Raw genomic sequence first — 17,332 nt, 5'->3', positions numbered from 1 at the left:
TGCGCGGTGTTTCCTGACGCGCCACGACGGCGCCTACGGCCGGTCCGGGCCCAGCGCCTCGCGGACGGCGGCCACGATCGCCTCGGTGTCGGCTCCCAGCGCGCGGGCCGCCGAGGTGAAGTCGCGGGCCAGTGTGGCGAGTTGCACCGTGTGCGGCCGGACCGGGCCGGTGGGGGGCGCTGCCACTCGGGTGCCCGCGCCCCGGCGGGTGCGGATCAGTGCGCCGGCCTCCAGCTCGCGGTAGGCGCGGGCCACGGTGCCGGGGGCGAGTCCGAGGTCGGTGGCCAGCTGGCGGACCGTCGGCAGCCGGTCGCCCTCGGCCAGCCGCCCGGTGACGATCAGCGCGGCGAGCTGCGCGCGGATCTGCTCGTACGGCGGGACCTGGCTGGTGGTGTCGACGCGGACGGCGGCCTCACTCATCGTCGAAGTGCCCCTCTGCCGCCTCGTCGTCGACGGCCCGGGGTGCCACCACGGTGACGAGCGACCAGACGACGGTGAACAGGTTGAGCAGGGCCAGCGGGTAGAACACCCAGAAGGTGAGCACGCCCAGCACGCCGGCGCAGCCCGTCTCCGTGAGCGCGAGGGAGACCATCAGCACGGCGTACAGCTGCTGGCTCGACACCAGCAGGCCCCAGGCCCCGGTGACCGCCCACGCGCGGTCCCGGCGCTGCTGTTCCCCGCCCGGGCCGTGCGCGATGCGGCGCAGGGCCCAGACGCAGGTGGGGGTGGCTATGGCGAGCGCGCCGAACATCGGGAGGGTGTAGTAGAGGCCCGGCCAGGGCCCGGCGGTCGCGCGCATCCCGTTGCAGGTGAGGGTGAGGACCTTGCCCGTACTGAGGATGCGGGCGGGGTCGACGGAGGCCGTGGCGGCCGTGATCACGAGCAGGACGGCCAGGGAGATTCCCTGGAGGGCGATCAACGGGCCCATGTGCGGGGGGACATGGTCTCTGACCAGGCGCGGGGCGAGACTCGCGGTGCGGACCGCCTCCTGGGGGCGCAGGGTGAGTGCGTCGGCGAGGAGGACCCCGGCCACCGCGCACAGGCCGAACGCGGTCAGGCAGAACACGACGCGCTGCTCGAACTCGACCTCCCCCAGCGTGGACAGCGCCTGGGCGGCCACGAGACCGATGGCCAGTCCGGACCAGCGGGCGTAGTGGTCGGCATGGTCGAGGAGCCGGTGCTGGAACGGGGCGGTGTCGAGCATGCGGAGATCCCCCCGGATCATCTTGTATCAAGCGGTGAGTACAAGATGCCGTGGGGCGGGATCTTGTGTCAAACACTCGATACAAGATGAGGCGGTCGCCGGGGCGGATGTGCTTCCGGGGGAGGAGAGGGGCGGCGGCGGGAGGTCAGCCGACCGTGATCGAGTCCAGCTGCGCCCGCAGGTAGACGTGCGAGTCCACCGGCGGGTGCGCCACCCGGCCGACCGGCGCGGGCACGGACTCCACGATCGTGCCCGGGGTGCACTCGCCGAAGTACACCAGCGACATCAGCTCCTCGGTGGGTTCGTCGGCCGGGGGCGGCAGCACCCGGTGGCGCCCGGAGCGCCAGCGGTCCCCGGTCCAACGGGCCAGCAGATCACCGACGTTGACGGTGAAGGCGGCGGGGTCGTACGGGGCGTCCTCCCAGCCGCCCTCGTCGGTGAACACCTGCAGCCCGCCCTTCCCGGCCTGCCGGTCGAGGATCGTGACCGTGCCGAAGTCGGTGTGCGGGCCGATGCGGAACTGGCCCGGCACCGGGTCGCCGATGACGTCCGTGCCCGGGTACCAGTTGATGTTGAAGCCGTAGGTGGGGTGGCTCATGTGCCGGGAGAAGAAGTCCGGCTCCAGACCGAGCGCCTCGCCGAGGAGCGTGAGCAGCAGGTTCTCCAGCTCGCCCATCCGGGCCAGGTACTCCTCGCAGAGCGCCCGCAGGTGCGGCACCTCGGCCGGCCACACGTTCGGCGCGTACCACTCGGCGTTCACGACCGGGTCGTCGAACGGCTCGTGCGTCGCGAACGTCAGCGACTCCTTGAGGTCCGGCGGGGTCTCCGTCCCCTCCGCGTACCCGTTGGCCTCGGCGCCCGGCCCGAGCCAGCCCCGCCCGCCGACCTTGACCTCGTACGCCCGCTTGGTCTCGGCGGGCAGCACGAAGAAGGCGCGGGCGGCCTCCCGGACGCGGGCGCGCAGGGCCGGGTCCACGCCGTGGCCGGTGACGAGGAGGAACCCGGCGCTCTGCAGCGCCTCGTCGACGGTGCGGGCGATCCGGGCGCGGGCCCCGGGGCCGCCGTCGCGCCAGGGGCGCAGGTCGATGGTGGGGATGCGGGGCCTACCGGCCCCTGCCGCTGCCGTCGCCGATGTCGCTGGGGTCACCGATGTCCTCGTTCCATAGGGCCGGTCGCTGTCGGACGAAGTCGCGCATCAGGGCCACGCACTCCGGGTCGTCGAGGAGCACGATCTCCACGCCGTGTTCGGCGAGCCAGTCGTGCCCGCCGTGGAAGGTCGTGGCCTCCCCGACGACGACCCGCGAGATCCCGAACTGCCGCACCAGCCCGGAGCAGTACCAGCACGGCGACAGCGTGGTCACCATCGTCGTGCCGCGATACGTCCGCTGCCGCCCCGCCGCGCGGAACGCCGCCGTCTCGGCGTGCGTGGAGGGGTCCCCGTCCTGGACACGGCGGTTGTGGCCGCGCCCGAGCAGCGTGCCGTCCGGTCCGTAGAGCGCGGCCCCGATGGGGATGCCGCCCTCCGCCAGCCCGGTCCGGGCCTCCTCGACGGCGGTGGCGAGCCATGCGCGTGCCTGTGCCTGGTCCATGACCCCACTCTGCCCGCGGGACGCCTCTCCCACCTGCCCGGCGCCGGATCAGGGCGGCGGGAGGAGCGGGCCGAGGGGGCCGAGGTCGAGGTTGAGGTCGTCCAGGGTGAGGCCGTAGCGGTCGCAGAGCTCGGTCATCCGGTCGTGCAGGACCATCAGGGTCATGCCGAGCCGTTCTTCCTGGTCCTCCGTGAGACCGCCCCGGTCGACGCGGTGCAGGGCCTGGCGTTCCATCAGCTGGCGGAGCAGCTCGACGATGGTGAGGACCAGGCGGACGAGGTCCCGCTCGACCGTGTCGGGGTCGGTGCGCAGCCGCCGGGCGACGGCTCCCGGGCCGGGCCGCCCGGCGGGCGGCGGCGGGGGAAGGTCCTCCGGCCGCGCGGGAAGCAGGGAGAACGCGCGGCTCGCGGCGTCTGCCACCTCCCGGAGCCGGTCGCCGTGGGGGCCGCCGTCAGACCGGGGGTCCGGGACCGTCATCGGTGCCGCCTCCTTCCAGGGGCGCCGGCCCGGGCAGGTCCAATGCCCACTGCTCGTCCATCTGTTCGCGTACGGCGACGATCACCGCCCGCAGCGACACCCGCACCAGGTCGATGTCCGCCACGCTGAGGACGAGGTCTCCGGTGAGGACCACCCCGCCGCTCAGGAGCCGGTCGAGGAGATCGATCAGCGCGACCTGCCGCCCGCTGATCGGGCGGTCGTCGTCGGCGTACACGGCAGGGCCGTCGGGGTCGCCGTACAGGTCGCCGTACATGCTCAGGACCGCTCCTCGTCGGTGTCGTCGGCCTCCTCGCGCACCGGCCTGCGCCGCTTGCGCGGGGGTTCGGCCGGGCGGCTCTCGGTGCGGCTCGCCTGGCTCGCCTTGCGGCCCGTGGCGCGGCGCTCGGCCGATCCGGCCGGTCGCGGCTTCCGCGCGGGCAGCTCCGGCGGCGCCTCGACACGTTCGCGCAGCTCCCGCACCTCGGCGCGCAGGCGCTCGTTCTCGTCGGCGAGCGAGCGCCGGCCGTCGGAACGGGACGCGCGGGAGGACAGGGCGGGATCGTGCTCCCACCAGTCGATGCCGATCTCCTTGGCCTTGTCGACGGAGGCCACGAGGAGGCGCAGCTTGATGGTGAGCAGCTCGATGTCGAGCAGGTTGATCTTGATGTCCCCGACGATCACGATGCCCTTGTCGAGCACGCGTTCGAGAATGTCGGCGAGGTTCGCGCTGGAGCCCTGACCGCCGCCGTACGGGTACGGGCTCCGCGTCGGCGAGGGAACGGGGGAGTCGGACGGGGTCACGGCTCGCTCGACCTCCTCCTCGACCTCACCGGTTCGTCGTCCTCGTCCTCCTCGTCGTCAGCCTCCTCGTCCCCGCCCGGCTCCTCGTCCTCGTAGTCGTCCGCGGCCTCGTCGTCGTCCTCCCACTCGCCTTCCTCGTCCTCGTCCTCCGCCCGGGGTTCCTCGTCGTCGTACCGGTCCTCGTCGTCCTCGTCGTACCGGTCCTGCGCGTCGTTCCCGTCCTCGTCCTCCTCCTGCTCCTGGACCTCTCCGTCGCGGATCTCGCCGCGCCAGCCGCCGGTGGCCTCGCCGCGCATCATCACGAACGTGCGGTACAGCTTGAGGTCGAGGCGGGCACGGCGGCCCTGGGCCCGGAAGAGTCCGCCCGTCTTCTCGAAGAGTCCCTTGGGGAAGTACTCCAGGACGAGCAGCACCTTGGTGAGGTTGTCCCCGAGGGGGTGGAACGTGACGACGCCCCGGGTGGTGGCCTTGTCGCCCTCGGAGGTCCAGGCGATGCGTTCGTCGGGTACCTGCTCCGTGATGGTGGCGTGCCAGTGCCGGTTCGACTTGGCGACCTTGACGTGCCACTGCGTGGCGACCTCGTCCTTCTGCTCGACGCCTACCACACCCTTGGCGAACCGCTGGAACTCCTCGAACTGCGTCCACTGGTCGTACGCCTCACGCACCGGAACGCCCACGTCGATGTCCTCGATGATGGTGTGCCCCTTGCCGCTGCCGCCCGAGGGATCCTTGCCGTGGCCACCCTTGGAGAGGGCCTCCTTGGCCTTCTCGGTGACGCTCCCCGCCTTGTCGGTGACCTCCCCGGCCTTCTCGCCGACGGTGTCCTTCGCCCTGTCCGTGACACCCTTCGCCTTGTCGACCAACGCGTCCTTGGCATGGGAGGCGGTCGTCCTCACCGCTCCCGCGCTCATGTCGCCCAGCTTGCGCGCGCCCGTGCCGAGGCCGTGGCCCACGCCCTGGAGCATCACCGAGAGCCGGGCCTGGATGTAGTCCTCCAGCTCCTCCTTCAGCCGGCTCGTGCCCGCGTTGCCGTTCGCGTGCCCGTTCCCGCCGGCTTCCTCGTCCTTCCTGCTGAGGGTGCCGGTACCAGCCGAGCCGCCTTTCGCCGTTCTGCCCTCAGCCATCGTCCTGCCTCCTCGACCGTGAGCCGCTGCCGCTCTTGGAGCGGCTCGCGGCGGCGGTCTTCTTCGTCGCGCGCGGTGCGCTCTTGCGGGTCGTGGACCCGCCGCGCGGGGTCGTCGAACGTCCGCCGCTCCTGCGGGCGGTGGTGCCGCCGCCGGACCGGGTGCCGCCGCCGGACCGCTTGGCCGGCCGCTTCCGGCCCTCCGCGGCCTTCTCGTCCTCCCCGCCGTTCTCGTCCCCGGCGCCCTCCTCGTCCTCCGCGTCGGCCTGTGCGTCTTCCTGTCCGTCGTCCTGCTCCTCGTCGCTGCCGTCTTCGGCCTCGTCGTCGGTGTCGGCCTCGTCGTCGGTGTCGGCATCCGGGTCGGTGTCCGTCTCCGCCTCGTCCTGCGCGTCGTTCCCCTCGGCCCGTTCCCGCAGGCCCGCGGTGCGTTCGTGCAGGGATCCGGCCAGGCTGTCGGCCTTCGACGACAGCACGGAGGTCGCCGCGGCCTTGCCCGCGCCCGTCAGTTCGGTGCGGATCTGCCGGGTGAGGTCGCCGAGGAACGGGGCGTCGATCGCCTTGCCCAGCTGTCCGGGTCTGACCTGGGAGCCGGCCAGCAGCGCCCCCAGGCCGAGGGCGAGTTTGGCCTTCTTCGTCCGCCCCAGCAGGTACCCGCCGAGGACGGCGGCGCCGATCGTGGCGTTGTTCATGACTGTGCCTCTCTCTGCTGCTGGAGCCGGTAGGCGCTGATCTCCTCCAGCCGGTGCAGCAACTCCTCCTCGCGTCGCGCGAACTCCTCCTCGCCGACCTGCCCCTCGCCCCGCGCGCGCTCCAGCCGCACCAGCTCCTCCTGGACGGGAGCCGGGTCGTAGTACTCGTCCTCTGCGGCCTGCCGCACCTTGTCGACCACCCATCCGACGCCCCGCACGGGAGCGAACGGCAAGGTCAGAATGGTTCCGACCAGTCCCACCACAGCGCCTCCTCAGGGAACACGCACGTCAGACGAAGCTGTACGGCGGCAGCGGTCCGCGCAGCCGCAGCTCCGCGCCTTCACCCAGCGCCTCGGCCAGCTCGCCGCCGGCCTCGGCGAACTCCTCGGACCGCTCCTCGTCCACCAGGAAGGAGGCGCTCACGAAGTACTGCTGGGACGGCGGCGAGAGCTGCTCGGCGCGGGCGTACGGCCGCAGCGCGGCCAGGGCCTCCTCACCCAGCGCCTGCTGCCGGGCCTGCACCTCCGCGGCCACGAGTTCACCGAGGGCGAGGCGGTCGTCGTACGTACCGCCGCCCTCGCGGATCCTCTCGTTCAGCTCACGGGCCTGCGCGGACTCCGTCAGGATGGCGCGCAGGAGGGTGTCCTCGTCCGCCACGCCCTTGACGTTGAACTCCGCGCACCCCGTGAGTTCGTCCAGGCGCCGGGAGTAGGTCTCGGCCCGCTCCTGGAGCAGCGCCTCGACGGCGGACTCGTCCTCGGCGACGAACCCGAAGCTCAGCGGGAGGATGGTGCCGTCGGACCGGAGCTGTTCCTGGACCTCGTGATGGGCCTCCACGTCCCGGCGGCTGACCGAGAGCACCTCGGGGGCCTCGCTGACGACGGCGCTCAGACCGGCGCTGCTGACGGCCCGCAGCTCGGCGGGGTCCTCGCCGACGCCCCTGACGTCGTCCAGGCCCAGCGGATGCGCCTGCTTGGTGATGGCGTAGACGTACACCGACATCGGCTCGCTCACTCCTCACGCTCTCGGGAGGAACGGCGGCTCGCGCCGCGCTCGGAGCGCACGCGCTGCCTCTCGCGGCCGGACTCGCGGTCGTCGTCGTCCCCGCGCCCCTTGTGGAGCGAGTCGGTGACGGCCTCGACAGCGCCCGTGAGCGCCCCTTTGCTCTTGCCCTTGGCGCCCGACTCGACGGTGTTCCCGACGATGTCCGTCAGCTGGGAGGGGGCCTTGCGTCCCGATTCCAGGTCCAGCCGGTTGCACGCCTCGGCGAAGCGCAGGTAGGTGTCGACGCTGGCCACCACGACCCGGGCGTCGATCTTCAGGATCTCGATGCCCACCAGGGACACCCGCACGAACGCATCGATGACCAGGCCCCGGTCGAGGACCAGTTCCAGCACGTCGTAGAGGTTCCCGGAGCCACCGCCACGGGCGGCACCGGCGCCGCCCTCGCTCTGCGGCACCACAGTCACGATCTCTTCCCTTCCGGTACGGGAAGCCGTACGCCGGAGGGCTTTCGGGGCGCGACCGTGTCGGGGGCCACCGGGATCCGCGAGGCGGGTCAGCGGTGGCCGCGACCTCGGCGGCTCAGCGGGAACCCCGGTCGACCTGTGCGCGCGTGTACCGCCGGCCGCGCTCGTACGCCAGCAGCTTGCCCGCGGGATCCAGGGCGACCCGGTAGGCGGCCATCACACTGGTCGTCTGCGGGACGCGCTCCAGTTCCAGGACCTCGACCTGGGCCTCCCAGCCCTCCTCGGTCGGCTTCAGCGCGGAAACGGACTCGGGAGCGCGGCCCAGCAGCTCGGCGAGCTGCTCGATCGCGTTCCGCATGGCCTCGGGCGCGGAGACGCGGTCCTCGGCGGACTCCGACTGCCGCGACGAGGAACGGCGCTTCTCCGACTCCCGACCGTTCATCACTGTCACCTCTTGTCCGTATACCCATCATCGCCCTTTTAAGCGGCATATGTGAATTTCTCAGGTATCGGTGTGGGTCAGGTACGTGTGCAGGTGGCCCGCCCCCTCCAGCATGGCCGCCGTACGGGCGGTCAGGGCGGTGTGACGGGTCGTGACCGCGGTCCGCAGCGCCTCGGTGCCGCCCTCGTCGCGGAGGTCCTCCAGGACGGGGCGGATCTGGTCCAGGAGGTAGTGGCTGCGGCGCAGGGCGAGGATGAAGCGGGCGTCGCGCACCTCGTCGGGGGCGTAGTGGCGGTAGCCGGTGCCGCGCTCGCGGCGGGGCGCGAGGAGACCGGCGGCCTCCCAGACGCGGAGCGTCGAGGTGCGGACCCCGAGCAGGGCCGCGACCTCCCCGATCAGCAGGTCGGTGCCGGGGACGTCGTCCTCGGGCGGCTCCCCGGCCAGCGTCCGCAGCGCCTCAGTGGTCGCCCGCAGCGCCACCCGCTCCGTGTGCAGCGCCGCGTGCGCCTCGTCCACCAGCGCCAGCGCCCCCGGCACGTCCCCCTCGTGCACGGTCCGCATGATCCGGGTGGCCGCCACCGCCCCGTACCCCTTCGACAGGGCCCGGTACGTCAGCAGGGCCCGCCGGTGCGCGTCCCCGAAGACCCGGTACCCCGACTCCGTGCGCGGGACCGGCGGGAGCACCCCGGCCGCCTCGTAGTTGCGGATCTGCTGGGTGGAGACGCCGGACAGGCGCGCGAGGTCGACGGGGCGCAGGCGGGGCGGGTGCTGCCGGTGCGGCACGGGGCTTCCTCGGCGTACGCCGGTCCTCGCCGTCCTCCTCCCCGGACGTCAGTCCTCGCTGTCCTTCTTGTCCCGCTGCTCGCCCTTCTCCTGCTCCTGGCGCCTCAACTCCTCCTCGCGGCGGCGGAGGTCGGCCTCCCAGCTCTTGAGGAGGGACTCGTCCTTCTTGTTGTCCTCGGCGAGGGACTTCAGGAACTCGGGGTTGTCGTCGGGGGCGACGTACTCGGTGCGATGGTTGCGGTGCCACTCGGAGGGCGTGCGTCCGCCGCCGGGGCCACCCCGCAGCTTTCCGGCGACGAGCCAGGCGATGGGGCCGACGATCCAGAACAGCAGGATGATGAAGACCCAGGCGATCTTCGGCAGGTGCTTCGCCTCGTCCTCGGGGGTGTTGAGGCAGTCGATGAAGGCGTAGATCGTCAGCGCCAGCGGCACGAGGTACATCAACACCCTGAGCATGGAACGGCCCCCTGGAAGCGGTGGTGGTGACATCGGGGCAGTGCTCGGGGCCCCGTGACGGGGTCAGGGTAGCCCCTCGGGGATACTTGACCGCATGGCTTACGACGATCTTCGCTCCCTGCTCCGCGCACTGGAGCGCGAGGGCGATCTCAAGCGCATCAAGGCCGAAGTCGACCCCTACCTGGAGGTCGGGGAGATCGTCGACCGGGTCAACAAGGCCGGCGGCCCCGCCCTGCTGTTCGAGAACGTGAAGGGCTCCTCGATGCCCCTCGCGATGAACGTCTTCGGCACCGACCGCCGCCTGCTGAAGGCCCTCGGCCTGAAGTCGTACGGCGAGATCAGCGAGAAGATCGGCGGTCTGCTCAAGCCCGAGCTGCCGCAGGGCTTCGTCGGGGTGCGCGAGGCGTTCGGGAAGCTCGGCGCGATGACGCACGTCCCGCCGAAGAAGGTGAAGGCCGACAGCGCGCCCGTGCAGGAGGTGGTCCTCCAGGGCGAGGACGTGGACCTGGACCTGCTCCCCGCCCTCTTCACCTGGCCCAAGGACGGCGGCTCCTTCTTCAACCTCGGCCTCACCCACACCAAGCACCCCGAGACCGGCGTCCGCAACCTCGGCCTCTACCGCCTCCAGCGCCACGACAAGCGCACCATCGGCATGCACTGGCAGATCCACAAGGACAGCCGCAACCACTACCAGGTGGCGGCGAAGAGGGGCGAACGGCTGCCGGTCGCCATCGCCTTCGGCTGCCCGCCCGCCGTGACGTACGCCTCCACGGCCCCGCTCCCCGGGGACATCGACGAGTACCTGTTCGCCGGGTTCGTCTCGGGCAAGCGGATCGAGATGGTCGACTGCAAGACCGTGCCGCTGCAGGTGCCGGCGCAGGCGGAGGTCGTGATCGAGGGCTGGCTGGAGCCCGGCGAGATGCTCCCCGAGGGCCCGTTCGGCGACCACACCGGCTTCTACACCCCGCAGGAACCGTTCCCCGCACTGAAGATCGACTGCGTGACGATGCGGAAGCGGCCGCTGCTGCAGTCGATCGTCGTGGGCCGCCCGCCGACCGAGGACGGACCGCTGGGACGGGCGACGGAACGCTTCTTCCTGCCCCTGCTGAAGATCATCGTCCCGGACATCGTGGACTACCACCTCCCCGAGGCGGGCGGCTTCCACAACTGCGCGATCATCTCGATCGACAAGAAGTACCCCAAGCACGCGCAGAAGGTCATGCACGCGATCTGGGGCGCCCACATGATGTCCCTGACCAAACTGATCGTCGTCGTCGACTCCGACTGCGACGTCCACGACCTCCACGAGGTCGCCTGGCGGGCGCTGGGCAACACGGACTACGCCCGCGACCTCTCGATCGTCGAGGGCCCGGTGGACCATCTGGACCACGCCTCCTACCAGCAGTTCTGGGGCGGCAAGGCGGGCATCGACGCGACGAAGAAGTGGATCGAGGAGGGCTACACGCGGGACGGGGGCTGGCCCGACATGGTCGAGTCCGACCCGGCCACGGCGGCGCTCGTCGACCGCCGCTGGAAGGAGTACGGCCTGTGACCAGCGCCTCCGCCGCGATCCCGCAGCCGGGCCGCACCAAGGCGTTCCTGCGCCTGGTGATGATCGAGCACTCGATCTTCGCGCTGCCCTTCGCGTACATCGCCGCGCTCACCGCCATGTTCCGGCTGGACGGCAACGTCCACTGGGTACGGCTGCTCCTGGTCACCGTCTGCATGGTGGGCCTGCGCACCTTCGCGATGGCGGTCAACCGGATCATCGACCGGGAGATCGACGCCCGTAACCCGCGTACGGCCCACCGTGAACTGGTGACCGGCGCGATGTCGGTCAAGCACGCGTGGACCGGCGCGCTGATCGCGGTCGTGATCTTCCTCGGCTCGGCGGCGCTGCTGAACCCGCTCTGCCTCGCGCTGGCGCCCGTCGCGGTGATCCCGATGGTGGTCTACCCGTACGGCAAACGCTTCACGAACTACCCCCAGGCCATCCTCGGTCTCGCCCAGGCCATGGGGCCCGTCGGCGGCTGGCTCGCCGTCACGGGGGAGTGGTCGTGGGAGGCGGTCGTCCTCGGCCTGGCGGTCGGCATCTGGATCGGCGGCTTCGACCTCATCTACGCCTGCCAGGACATCGACTCCGACCGCGAGTCCGGCGTGCTGTCGGTGCCGGCCCGCTTCGGCGTCCCGGCGGCGGTCTGGGCGGCGCGGGTCTGTCACGTCCTGACGACGGCCCTGTTCGCCTGGTACGCGGTCCTCACCGACGCGGGCGCGTTCCTGTGGCTGGGGCTGGCGATCGTGGCGGGCGCGTTCGTGTACGAGCACACGATCGTGCGTCCGCACGACCTGTCCCGTCTGAACCGGGCGTTCTTCTCGGTCAACGGGTTCATCGGCATTGCCCTGTTCGTGTGTGCGCTGCTGGATCTTCTGGTTCGGGGTCTGACCTTCTGAAATGGTGCGGCCTACCATCGAGGGCAGGACCCCAGGGAGGCCAGCGTGACCGTCTCGGGCATTGACCGCCTGCACTCGCAGCTCAGCAGGCTGGAGGACATGTTCCCCGGCTATCTGACGGAGATTGTCGAGGGCAGCATCGTGATGAACCCGGTCAGGCCGTTCCACGGGAAGACGATCCTGAGGGTGTCAAGGGACCTGGAGGATCAGCTTCCGCCGACCTGGGCACTGGTCAGCGACGTGGCGTTCCCGTTCGACGACGCCAACGAGTTCTGCCCGGACATCGCGGTCATCCCGGCGGAGGCGGAGGCGGAGAACCGCAGCTCGTATCCCGCCGACCTGATCGAGTTCGTGGCCGAAGTGGTGTCGCCGGAAAGCATTCGCCGTGACTACGAGATCAAGCCCCGCCGGTATGCCGCCCTGGGCGTCACCCACTACGTGATCCTGGACCCGCTCCAGGGCCACGCCGTCACGATGTGGAACCCCGGCCCTGACGGCTACCGGGGCCGCGACACCATTCCCTACGGCCCTGACCTGACCCTCGACACCCCCCTGGGCAAGCTCACCATCGCCACCGGCCGGCTCCCCGTGGACCCGAAGGCGCGCCCTACGCGGTGAGCGCCGTGCGGGGTTCGCGGCGTCGGAAGACGAACGCCGCCACCACCCCCGCCACCAGCCCGATCAGATGACCCTGCCAGCTGATGCCGGTCTCGTTCGGGGCTATGCCCGCGAAGATCGCGCCGCCCCAGACGGCCGCGACCAGGACACCCACCGCGACCCCCAGCAGCCGGCGCTCGACGAAGCCGGTGACGACGAGGAAGCCGAAGAGCCCGAAGACGACGCCGGAGGCACCGGCCGTGTTCGTGTTGTCGGGGGACACGAGCCAGACGCCCAGCCCGTCCGCGACGATGATCAGCGCGCAGACGGCGGCGAAGCGCCGCAGACCCCCGAGCGCCGAGAGGAACCCCAGCACCAGCAGCGGCACGCTGTTCGCCGCGACATGGCCGAAGCCGAAGTGGATGAACGAGGCGGGCACGACATCCGCCAGCTCGGGCACCGAACGGGGGACGATCCCGAAGTCGTCCAGCGCGTGACCCGTCGCCACGTCGATCACTTCGAGCAGCCACAGCAGCGCCACCCAGCCCACCATCAGTTTGGCCGCGGCCCTCGCCCGGTCCCCGTGCGACCACTCCCGCTCGGGACTCAGTGCCCCGCGCACTCCACCCGCCATGTCCGACCCCCGTCTCGACTCGACTCGTCCCTCCGGGAAAACGGTCATGCCCCCTTGACCGGTTCCCGCCCCGCGGCGCCGGATAGGCTCGGGGTCGTGAACCCAGTCAAGCCAGGGAAGACGCCGCGTACGCCTTGGATCGTAGGGGTGTCCGGCGCATCCGGCACCCCATACGCCGCGGCCGTGCTGCGCGCGCTCCTCGCCGCCGGCGAGAGCGTCGACCTCGTGGTGTCCCGGGCCTCACGGCTCACCCTGCTCGACGAGACGGGTATCTCCTTCCGGGACGCCCACTGGCGCGAGGACCTGCGGGAATGGCTGGCCCGGGGCGCCGACGGCAAGCCCGGCACGTTCGCCGTGCACCTCGACGACGAGCGCGTGCGGCACTGGAGCGCCGGGGACCTGGCCGCCGGACCGTCCTCGGGCTCGTACCCCGTCAAGGGGATGCTGGTCGTGCCCGCGTCGACCGCGTGCGTCGCGGGCGTGGCCCTGGGGCTCTCCAAGGACCTGCTGCAGCGGGCGGCGAGCGTGACGCTCAAGGAGGGCCGCCGCCTGGTGGTCGCCGTACGCGAGACCCCGCTCAACGGCCAGACCCTGCGGCACCTGGTGACCCTGGACGAGGCGGGCGCGACCGTACTGCCCGCGTCCCCGGCCTTCTACGCGGGAGCCACGCACATCCAGGACCTGGTGGACTTCGTCGCCGGACGGGTGCTGGACGCGGCGGGCGTCCCCCACACCCTGTACCGGCGCTGGGAGGGCGAGGTGGGCGGCGCGCGCCCCGCGCACACGACCACCTGAGCGCCCCGCACGCTCATCCCCCCGCGACGCACGACCCGTACGGCCGCACGCATCACTCGCACACCACTGCACGCATCACTCACCACGCAACTCTTCAGACGCAACTCTTCAGCGGAAGGCAACCGATCGCATGGACGCGGTGGACAGGCAGCTCATCCAGGCCCTGAGGGAGAACGGCCGGGCCTCCTACGCGGAGCTGGGACGCCTCGTCGGTCTGTCGGGACCCAGTGTCACCGACCGCATCAACCGGCTGGAGGCGGCCGGGGTCATCACCGGCTATCGCGCCACCGTCGACGCGGCCTCCCTCGGCCTAGGCGTGACCGCGCTCATCGGCATCTCCCTCTCCGACGCCGCCGACCACGAGGACGTGGCGACACGCCTGCGGGACCTGGCCGAGATCGAGGACTGCTGGTTCATCGCGGGCGACGACTCCTTCATGCTCAAGGTGCGCGCCCCCGACGTGGACGGCCTGGAGAAGACCATCCGCCGGCTCTCCGGCACGAAGGGCGTCTCCCGGACCCGTACGACGATCGTGCTCTCCACGAAGTGGGAGAACCGGGTCGGTGAGCTGCCGGAGGAGGAGCAGTAGGGCGGTGCACGTAGGGTTGAGCGGCAAGTCGGTCCAACGGTCGGTCGGTGAAAGGTGTGGGCATGGACGTCGGGCTCAAGCGTGAGCTGGAGGAGAAGGTCCGCTCCGGCGAGCGGCTGACCCGCGAGGACGGCATCGCGCTGTACGAGTCGGACGACCTGGCCTGGCTGGGCGGTCTGGCGCACGAGGTGCGGACGCGGAAGAACGGTGACGTCGTCCACTTCAACGTCAACCGCCACCTGAACATGACCAACGTGTGCACGGCCTCGTGCGCGTACTGCTCCTTCCAGCGCAAGCCGGGGGAGAAGGACGCGTACACGATGCGCATCGAGGAGGCGGTGAAGCTCGCCAAGGCGATGGAGGGCGAGAACCTCACCGAGCTGCACATCGTCAACGGGCTGCACCCGAACCTGCCGTGGCGCTACTACCCGCGCTCCCTCAAGGAGCTGAAGGCCGCCCTCCCGAACGTCTCGCTGAAGGCCTTCACGGCCACCGAGATCCACCACTTCGAGACGATCAGCGGCCTCACCGCCTCGGAGATCCTCGACGAGCTGATCGACGCGGGCCTGGAGTCGCTGACGGGCGGCGGCGCGGAGATCTTCGACTGGGAGGTCCGGCAGCACATCGTCGACCACCGCACCCACTGGGAGGACTGGTCGCGGATCCACCGCCTGGCGCACGAGAAGGGGCTCAAGACCCCCTGCACCATGCTCTACGGCCACATCGAGGAGCCGCGCCACCGGGTGGACCACGTGCTGCGCCTGCGTGAACTGCAGGACGAGACCGGCGGTTTCCAGGTCTTCATCCCCCTGCGCTACCAGCACGACTTCGTCGACATGCAGGACGGCAAGGTCCGCAACCGCCTCCAGGCCCGCACGCAGATGGCGACCGGCGCGGAGGCGCTGAAGACCTTCGCGGTGTCACGGCTGCTGTTCGACAACGTCCCGCACGTCAAGGTCTTCTGGGTCATGCACGGCGTCCAGACGGCCCAGCTGGCGCTGCAGCACGGTGCCGACGACATGGACGGCTCGGTCGTCGAGTACAAGATCACCCACGACGCGGACAACTACGGCACGCCGAACAAGCTGACCCGCGAGGACCTGCTGGACCTCATCCGCGACGCGGGCTTCCGCCCGGTGGAACGCAACACGAGGTACGAGATCATCCGCGAGTACGACGGCCCGGACCCGGCCCGCAGGGAGTCCCCGCAGCCGATGCGGGTCTGAGAGGCCGCAGGCGAGCCTGAAAAGCACGGGGCGCAGCCCCTGCTTTTCAGGGGCGCGGGGAACTGCGCGAGAAGCCCCACCGGGCGGACGTGTGGGGGCGAGGGGCGCAGCCCCTCAAGGATGGGACGGGTAGGGGCGGCGGGGGCGAAATCCCTCTTGAGGCCAGCCGCACGTAATGACTACGGTCACCTCATGCCCCTTACGTTCCACCTGGACCCACCCCTCACCCCCACCCTCCACGAGCACATCCTCACCCTCTGGTCGGACGTCTCCAACGCCGGCGGAGCCGTGGGCTTCGTCCCCCCGGTCACCCCGCAGGACATCCGCCCGGAACTCCTCAAGCACCTCACCGCCATGGCGGACGGCAGACACCGCCTCCTCGTCGGCCTCGACGAGCACGGCACCCCCGCCGCCACCGCGTTCTTCGCCTTCAACACCCACCGCCTGATGACCCACTGGGTCTGGCTCTACACGGTGATGGTCCACCCCGCCCACCAGGGCAGGGGCCACGGCCGCGCCCTCATGACGGCGGCCGAGTCCGCGGCCCGCGGCTTCGACGGGATAGACGCCATCCGCCTCGGCTGCCGGGGCGGCCACGGCCTGGAGCACTTCTACGCCTCCTGCGGCTACAAGGAGGTCGGCCGGGTCCCCGGCGCCATCCGCGTCGCCCCCGGGGACCACCGTGACGACATCACGATGCTCCTGCCCCTGACCTGAGGCCCGGCAACCCCCGTGCAAGATCGCACGCCGACCGTGCTTCACTGGAAGGCGCCCTTCGGCAGACGCGCCCCTCGGCGGCGTCCGGAACGGAAACGGAAGAGTGGATTGAGATGCTCCGCTACACACTGATGCGCCTCGGTATCTTCGCGGGCTGCTTCGTGGTCGTCTGGGGCCTCGTCTATTCCGGCGTCGCGCCGCGCGGCCTCGGCTCCTCCAACGGCATGTGGATGATCATCCTCGCCCTGCTCGTCTCCGCGCCGATCAGCTTCGTCGCCCTGCGCAAGGAGCGCGACCGGGCCTCCGAGCGGATCGCCCCGCGCCTCGACCGCTCCATCGACCGCGTCAAGTCCAACCTGGCGGCCAACCGCAACCAGGAGGACGAGGCCGACGACGAGGCGCGGACGCCGGTGGCGGCCGAGAAGGCGACGGCGGGCGACGGCGTGGACGGCACCGAAGCGGCCGAGCCCGCCAAGACCGCAGAGCCCACGTCGGGCCAGGCTTCGTAGAGTCCCTCCCCGCCGCCGGAACCGTACGCTTGCCCGCATGGGTGCTGTGAAGAGCAAACGGATGCCCCGCGCGGTACGCGAACAGCAGATGCTGGACGCGGCGGTGCGGACTTTCGGGCAGCGCGGCTACCGGGCCGCGTCGATGGACGAGATCGCCGAACTGGCGGGCGTGTCCAAGCCGTTGGTGTATCTGTACCTGAACTCCAAGGAAGACCTCTTCACCGCCTGCATCCGCCGCGAGGTCACGGCGCTCACCACCGCCGTACGCGCCGGCGTCGATCCCGAGCTGCCCGCCGACCGTCAACTGTGGGAAGGGCTGCGCGCGTTCTTCACGCACACCGCCCGCAACCCGGACGCCTGGGCCGTGCTGCATCTGCAGGCGCGTACGCACGGGGAGCCGTTCGCCGCCGAAGTGGCGGCGATGCGGGAGGACATGGTGGCGTTCGTGACCGGGCTGATCCTGGTCGCGGCCCGGGAGGCCCGGCGTGATCCCTCGCTGCCCGAGCGGGAGGTGGCGGGCCTCGCCGAGGGCCTCGTGGGCGCCGCCGAAGCCCTGGCGGCCTGGGCCAACGCGACCCCCGGCATCACCGCCCGGCAGGCCGCCGCGACCCTGATGAACTTCGCGTGGGCGGGCCTGGGCGACCTCATGGAAGGCCGCCCCTGGGCTCCGCCGCCCGAGGGGGAGCCGGGGGAGTAGCGACCTTCGTCGGCCGCGGGTCCGGTGGGGCTTCTCGCGAAGTTCCCCGCGCCCCTGAAAAGCAGGGGCTGCGCCCCGTGCTTT

Annotated in this window: 25 protein-coding genes; 9 read left to right on the top strand and 16 right to left on the bottom strand. The window is 71.2% G+C overall.

From position 1 onward, the window contains the following. Positions 1-33: 33 nt before the first annotated feature. The 15 genes from SCAB_RS18300 to SCAB_RS18230 form a co-directional block, all read right to left on the bottom strand. Entirely contained in the window at positions 34-420 is a 387-nt protein-coding gene (locus tag SCAB_RS18300) for a GntR family transcriptional regulator (protein ID WP_013001560.1), read from the bottom strand. After that, complete coding sequence (locus SCAB_RS18295) at positions 413-1,204, bottom strand: hypothetical protein (protein WP_013001559.1); 792 nt, start codon at positions 1,202-1,204, stop codon at positions 413-415. The genes SCAB_RS18300 and SCAB_RS18295 overlap by 8 nt, the downstream gene beginning before the upstream one ends. A 145-nt stretch (positions 1,205-1,349) precedes the next feature. Beyond that, positions 1,350-2,351 (bottom strand): isopenicillin N synthase family dioxygenase, encoded by a 1,002-nt coding sequence (locus SCAB_RS18290; RefSeq protein WP_013001558.1) that lies wholly within the window; start codon positions 2,349-2,351, stop codon positions 1,350-1,352. Next, positions 2,308-2,793, bottom strand: a complete 486-nt coding sequence (locus tag SCAB_RS18285; protein ID WP_013001557.1) for a nucleoside deaminase — start codon at positions 2,791-2,793, stop codon at positions 2,308-2,310. Before SCAB_RS18285 ends, SCAB_RS18290 begins: the two co-directional genes overlap by 44 nt. A 48-nt stretch (positions 2,794-2,841) precedes the next feature. Next, positions 2,842-3,270: a gas vesicle protein K gene (locus SCAB_RS18280; protein ID WP_013001556.1), complete on the bottom strand. Its 429-nt coding sequence runs from the start codon at positions 3,268-3,270 to the stop codon at positions 2,842-2,844. Next, on the bottom strand, positions 3,245-3,544 hold the full coding sequence (locus tag SCAB_RS18275) for a gas vesicle protein (RefSeq protein WP_013001555.1): 300 nt from the start codon (positions 3,542-3,544) through the stop codon (positions 3,245-3,247). The genes SCAB_RS18280 and SCAB_RS18275 overlap by 26 nt, the downstream gene beginning before the upstream one ends. A gap of 2 nt (positions 3,545-3,546) precedes the next feature. Further along, the gene (gene gvpJ, locus SCAB_RS18270; RefSeq protein ID WP_013001554.1) at positions 3,547-4,071 is read right to left on the bottom strand and encodes a gas vesicle protein GvpJ; all 525 of its coding nucleotides are present in this window, start codon (positions 4,069-4,071) and stop codon (positions 3,547-3,549) included. After that, positions 4,068-5,195: an SRPBCC family protein gene (locus tag SCAB_RS18265; protein ID WP_013001553.1), complete on the bottom strand. Its 1,128-nt coding sequence runs from the start codon at positions 5,193-5,195 to the stop codon at positions 4,068-4,070. Before SCAB_RS18265 ends, gvpJ begins: the two co-directional genes overlap by 4 nt. After that, on the bottom strand, positions 5,188-5,883 hold the full coding sequence (locus tag SCAB_RS18260; protein WP_013001552.1) for a hypothetical protein: 696 nt from the start codon (positions 5,881-5,883) through the stop codon (positions 5,188-5,190). Before SCAB_RS18260 ends, SCAB_RS18265 begins: the two co-directional genes overlap by 8 nt. Next, positions 5,880-6,116 (bottom strand): gas vesicle protein GvpG, encoded by a 237-nt coding sequence (locus tag SCAB_RS18255; protein ID WP_247192254.1) that lies wholly within the window; start codon positions 6,114-6,116, stop codon positions 5,880-5,882. The genes SCAB_RS18260 and SCAB_RS18255 overlap by 4 nt, the downstream gene beginning before the upstream one ends. Before the next feature lie 55 nt (positions 6,117-6,171). Next, positions 6,172-6,885, bottom strand: coding sequence for a GvpL/GvpF family gas vesicle protein (locus SCAB_RS18250; RefSeq protein WP_173402890.1), 714 nt, complete (start codon positions 6,883-6,885; stop codon positions 6,172-6,174). A gap of 8 nt (positions 6,886-6,893) precedes the next feature. Beyond that, positions 6,894-7,346, bottom strand: a complete 453-nt coding sequence (locus SCAB_RS18245) for a gas vesicle structural protein GvpA (protein WP_013001549.1) — start codon at positions 7,344-7,346, stop codon at positions 6,894-6,896. Positions 7,347-7,467: 121 nt separating this feature from the next. Continuing rightward, positions 7,468-7,794, bottom strand: a complete 327-nt coding sequence (locus tag SCAB_RS18240) for a gas vesicle protein GvpO (protein WP_247192253.1) — start codon at positions 7,792-7,794, stop codon at positions 7,468-7,470. Between the two features lie 60 nt (positions 7,795-7,854). Continuing rightward, entirely contained in the window at positions 7,855-8,577 is a 723-nt protein-coding gene (locus SCAB_RS18235; protein ID WP_013001547.1) for a MerR family transcriptional regulator, read from the bottom strand. A gap of 48 nt (positions 8,578-8,625) precedes the next feature. Continuing rightward, a complete protein-coding gene (locus tag SCAB_RS18230; protein ID WP_037723052.1) occupies positions 8,626-9,033 on the bottom strand; it encodes a PLD nuclease N-terminal domain-containing protein in 408 nt (135 codons plus the stop codon). 94 nt (positions 9,034-9,127) lie between these two features. Between SCAB_RS18230 and SCAB_RS18225 the strand changes: the two genes are divergently transcribed. From SCAB_RS18225 to SCAB_RS18215, 3 genes are read left to right on the top strand one after another with little or no spacing between them, the layout of a single operon-like run. Then, the gene (locus SCAB_RS18225; RefSeq protein ID WP_013001545.1) at positions 9,128-10,585 is read left to right on the top strand and encodes a menaquinone biosynthesis decarboxylase; all 1,458 of its coding nucleotides are present in this window, start codon (positions 9,128-9,130) and stop codon (positions 10,583-10,585) included. Beyond that, a complete protein-coding gene (gene mqnP / locus SCAB_RS18220) occupies positions 10,582-11,484 on the top strand; it encodes a menaquinone biosynthesis prenyltransferase MqnP (RefSeq protein ID WP_013001544.1) in 903 nt (300 codons plus the stop codon). The genes SCAB_RS18225 and mqnP overlap by 4 nt, the downstream gene beginning before the upstream one ends. Positions 11,485-11,529: 45 nt before the next feature. Then, on the top strand, positions 11,530-12,102 hold the full coding sequence (locus tag SCAB_RS18215; protein ID WP_013001543.1) for a Uma2 family endonuclease: 573 nt from the start codon (positions 11,530-11,532) through the stop codon (positions 12,100-12,102). On the opposite strand, the gene SCAB_RS18210 is transcribed toward SCAB_RS18215, so the two are convergent. Then, the gene (locus SCAB_RS18210; RefSeq protein WP_049875734.1) at positions 12,092-12,715 is read right to left on the bottom strand and encodes a rhomboid family intramembrane serine protease; all 624 of its coding nucleotides are present in this window, start codon (positions 12,713-12,715) and stop codon (positions 12,092-12,094) included. The two genes, SCAB_RS18215 and SCAB_RS18210, sit on opposite strands and share 11 nt — an antisense overlap. Before the next feature lie 96 nt (positions 12,716-12,811). On the opposite strand from SCAB_RS18210, the gene SCAB_RS18205 reads away from it, so the two are divergent. The 6 genes from SCAB_RS18205 (at position 12,812) to SCAB_RS18180 (ending at position 17,248) form a co-directional block, all read left to right on the top strand. Further along, the gene (locus tag SCAB_RS18205; protein WP_013001541.1) at positions 12,812-13,510 is read left to right on the top strand and encodes a UbiX family flavin prenyltransferase; all 699 of its coding nucleotides are present in this window, start codon (positions 12,812-12,814) and stop codon (positions 13,508-13,510) included. 130 nt (positions 13,511-13,640) lie between these two features. Further along, complete coding sequence (locus SCAB_RS18200) at positions 13,641-14,099, top strand: Lrp/AsnC family transcriptional regulator (protein WP_013001540.1); 459 nt, start codon at positions 13,641-13,643, stop codon at positions 14,097-14,099. Positions 14,100-14,161: 62 nt separating this feature from the next. Next, the gene (gene mqnE, locus SCAB_RS18195) at positions 14,162-15,325 is read left to right on the top strand and encodes an aminofutalosine synthase MqnE (protein WP_013001539.1); all 1,164 of its coding nucleotides are present in this window, start codon (positions 14,162-14,164) and stop codon (positions 15,323-15,325) included. Between the two features lie 192 nt (positions 15,326-15,517). Continuing rightward, positions 15,518-16,042 carry a GNAT family N-acetyltransferase gene (locus SCAB_RS18190; protein WP_037723056.1) on the top strand — a complete coding sequence of 175 codons (525 nt, stop codon included), beginning with the start codon at positions 15,518-15,520 and terminating at the stop codon, positions 16,040-16,042. 113 nt (positions 16,043-16,155) lie between these two features. Further along, a complete protein-coding gene (locus tag SCAB_RS18185; RefSeq protein WP_013001537.1) occupies positions 16,156-16,551 on the top strand; it encodes a DUF4229 domain-containing protein in 396 nt (131 codons plus the stop codon). Positions 16,552-16,588: 37 nt separating this feature from the next. After that, entirely contained in the window at positions 16,589-17,248 is a 660-nt protein-coding gene (locus SCAB_RS18180) for a TetR/AcrR family transcriptional regulator (RefSeq protein WP_037723058.1), read from the top strand. Positions 17,249-17,332: the final 84 nt, after the last annotated feature.

Origin of the sequence: Streptomyces scabiei 87.22 (genome assembly GCF_000091305.1) — a bacterium.
Taxonomy (GTDB): domain Bacteria; phylum Actinomycetota; class Actinomycetes; order Streptomycetales; family Streptomycetaceae; genus Streptomyces; species Streptomyces scabiei.
The sequence above is the reverse complement of the archived record's forward strand: the minus strand, read 5'-3'. Positions and strand labels throughout refer to the sequence as shown.

Coding starts and splice junctions, on each gene's coding strand:
- SCAB_RS18295 (WP_013001559.1), bottom strand. CDS start 1,204: ATGCTCGACACCGCCCCGTTCCAGCACCGGCTCCTCGACCATGCCGAC.
- SCAB_RS18265 (WP_013001553.1), bottom strand. CDS start 5,195: ATGGCTGAGGGCAGAACGGCGAAAGGCGGCTCGGCTGGTACCGGCACC.
- SCAB_RS18200 (WP_013001540.1), top strand. CDS start 13,641: ATGGACGCGGTGGACAGGCAGCTCATCCAGGCCCTGAGGGAGAACGGC.
- SCAB_RS18240 (WP_247192253.1), bottom strand. CDS start 7,794: ATGAACGGTCGGGAGTCGGAGAAGCGCCGTTCCTCGTCGCGGCAGTCG.
- SCAB_RS18260 (WP_013001552.1), bottom strand. CDS start 5,883: ATGAACAACGCCACGATCGGCGCCGCCGTCCTCGGCGGGTACCTGCTG.
- SCAB_RS18190 (WP_037723056.1), top strand. CDS start 15,518: ATGCCCCTTACGTTCCACCTGGACCCACCCCTCACCCCCACCCTCCAC.
- SCAB_RS18185 (WP_013001537.1), top strand. CDS start 16,156: ATGCTCCGCTACACACTGATGCGCCTCGGTATCTTCGCGGGCTGCTTC.
- SCAB_RS18280 (WP_013001556.1), bottom strand. CDS start 3,270: ATGACGGTCCCGGACCCCCGGTCTGACGGCGGCCCCCACGGCGACCGG.
- SCAB_RS18180 (WP_037723058.1), top strand. CDS start 16,589: ATGGGTGCTGTGAAGAGCAAACGGATGCCCCGCGCGGTACGCGAACAG.
- mqnE (WP_013001539.1), top strand. CDS start 14,162: ATGGACGTCGGGCTCAAGCGTGAGCTGGAGGAGAAGGTCCGCTCCGGC.
- SCAB_RS18300 (WP_013001560.1), bottom strand. CDS start 420: ATGAGTGAGGCCGCCGTCCGCGTCGACACCACCAGCCAGGTCCCGCCG.
- SCAB_RS18285 (WP_013001557.1), bottom strand. CDS start 2,793: ATGGACCAGGCACAGGCACGCGCATGGCTCGCCACCGCCGTCGAGGAG.
- SCAB_RS18230 (WP_037723052.1), bottom strand. CDS start 9,033: ATGCTCAGGGTGTTGATGTACCTCGTGCCGCTGGCGCTGACGATCTAC.
- SCAB_RS18225 (WP_013001545.1), top strand. CDS start 9,128: ATGGCTTACGACGATCTTCGCTCCCTGCTCCGCGCACTGGAGCGCGAG.
- SCAB_RS18250 (WP_173402890.1), bottom strand. CDS start 6,885: ATGTCGGTGTACGTCTACGCCATCACCAAGCAGGCGCATCCGCTGGGC.
- SCAB_RS18275 (WP_013001555.1), bottom strand. CDS start 3,544: ATGTACGGCGACCTGTACGGCGACCCCGACGGCCCTGCCGTGTACGCC.
- SCAB_RS18210 (WP_049875734.1), bottom strand. CDS start 12,715: ATGGCGGGTGGAGTGCGCGGGGCACTGAGTCCCGAGCGGGAGTGGTCG.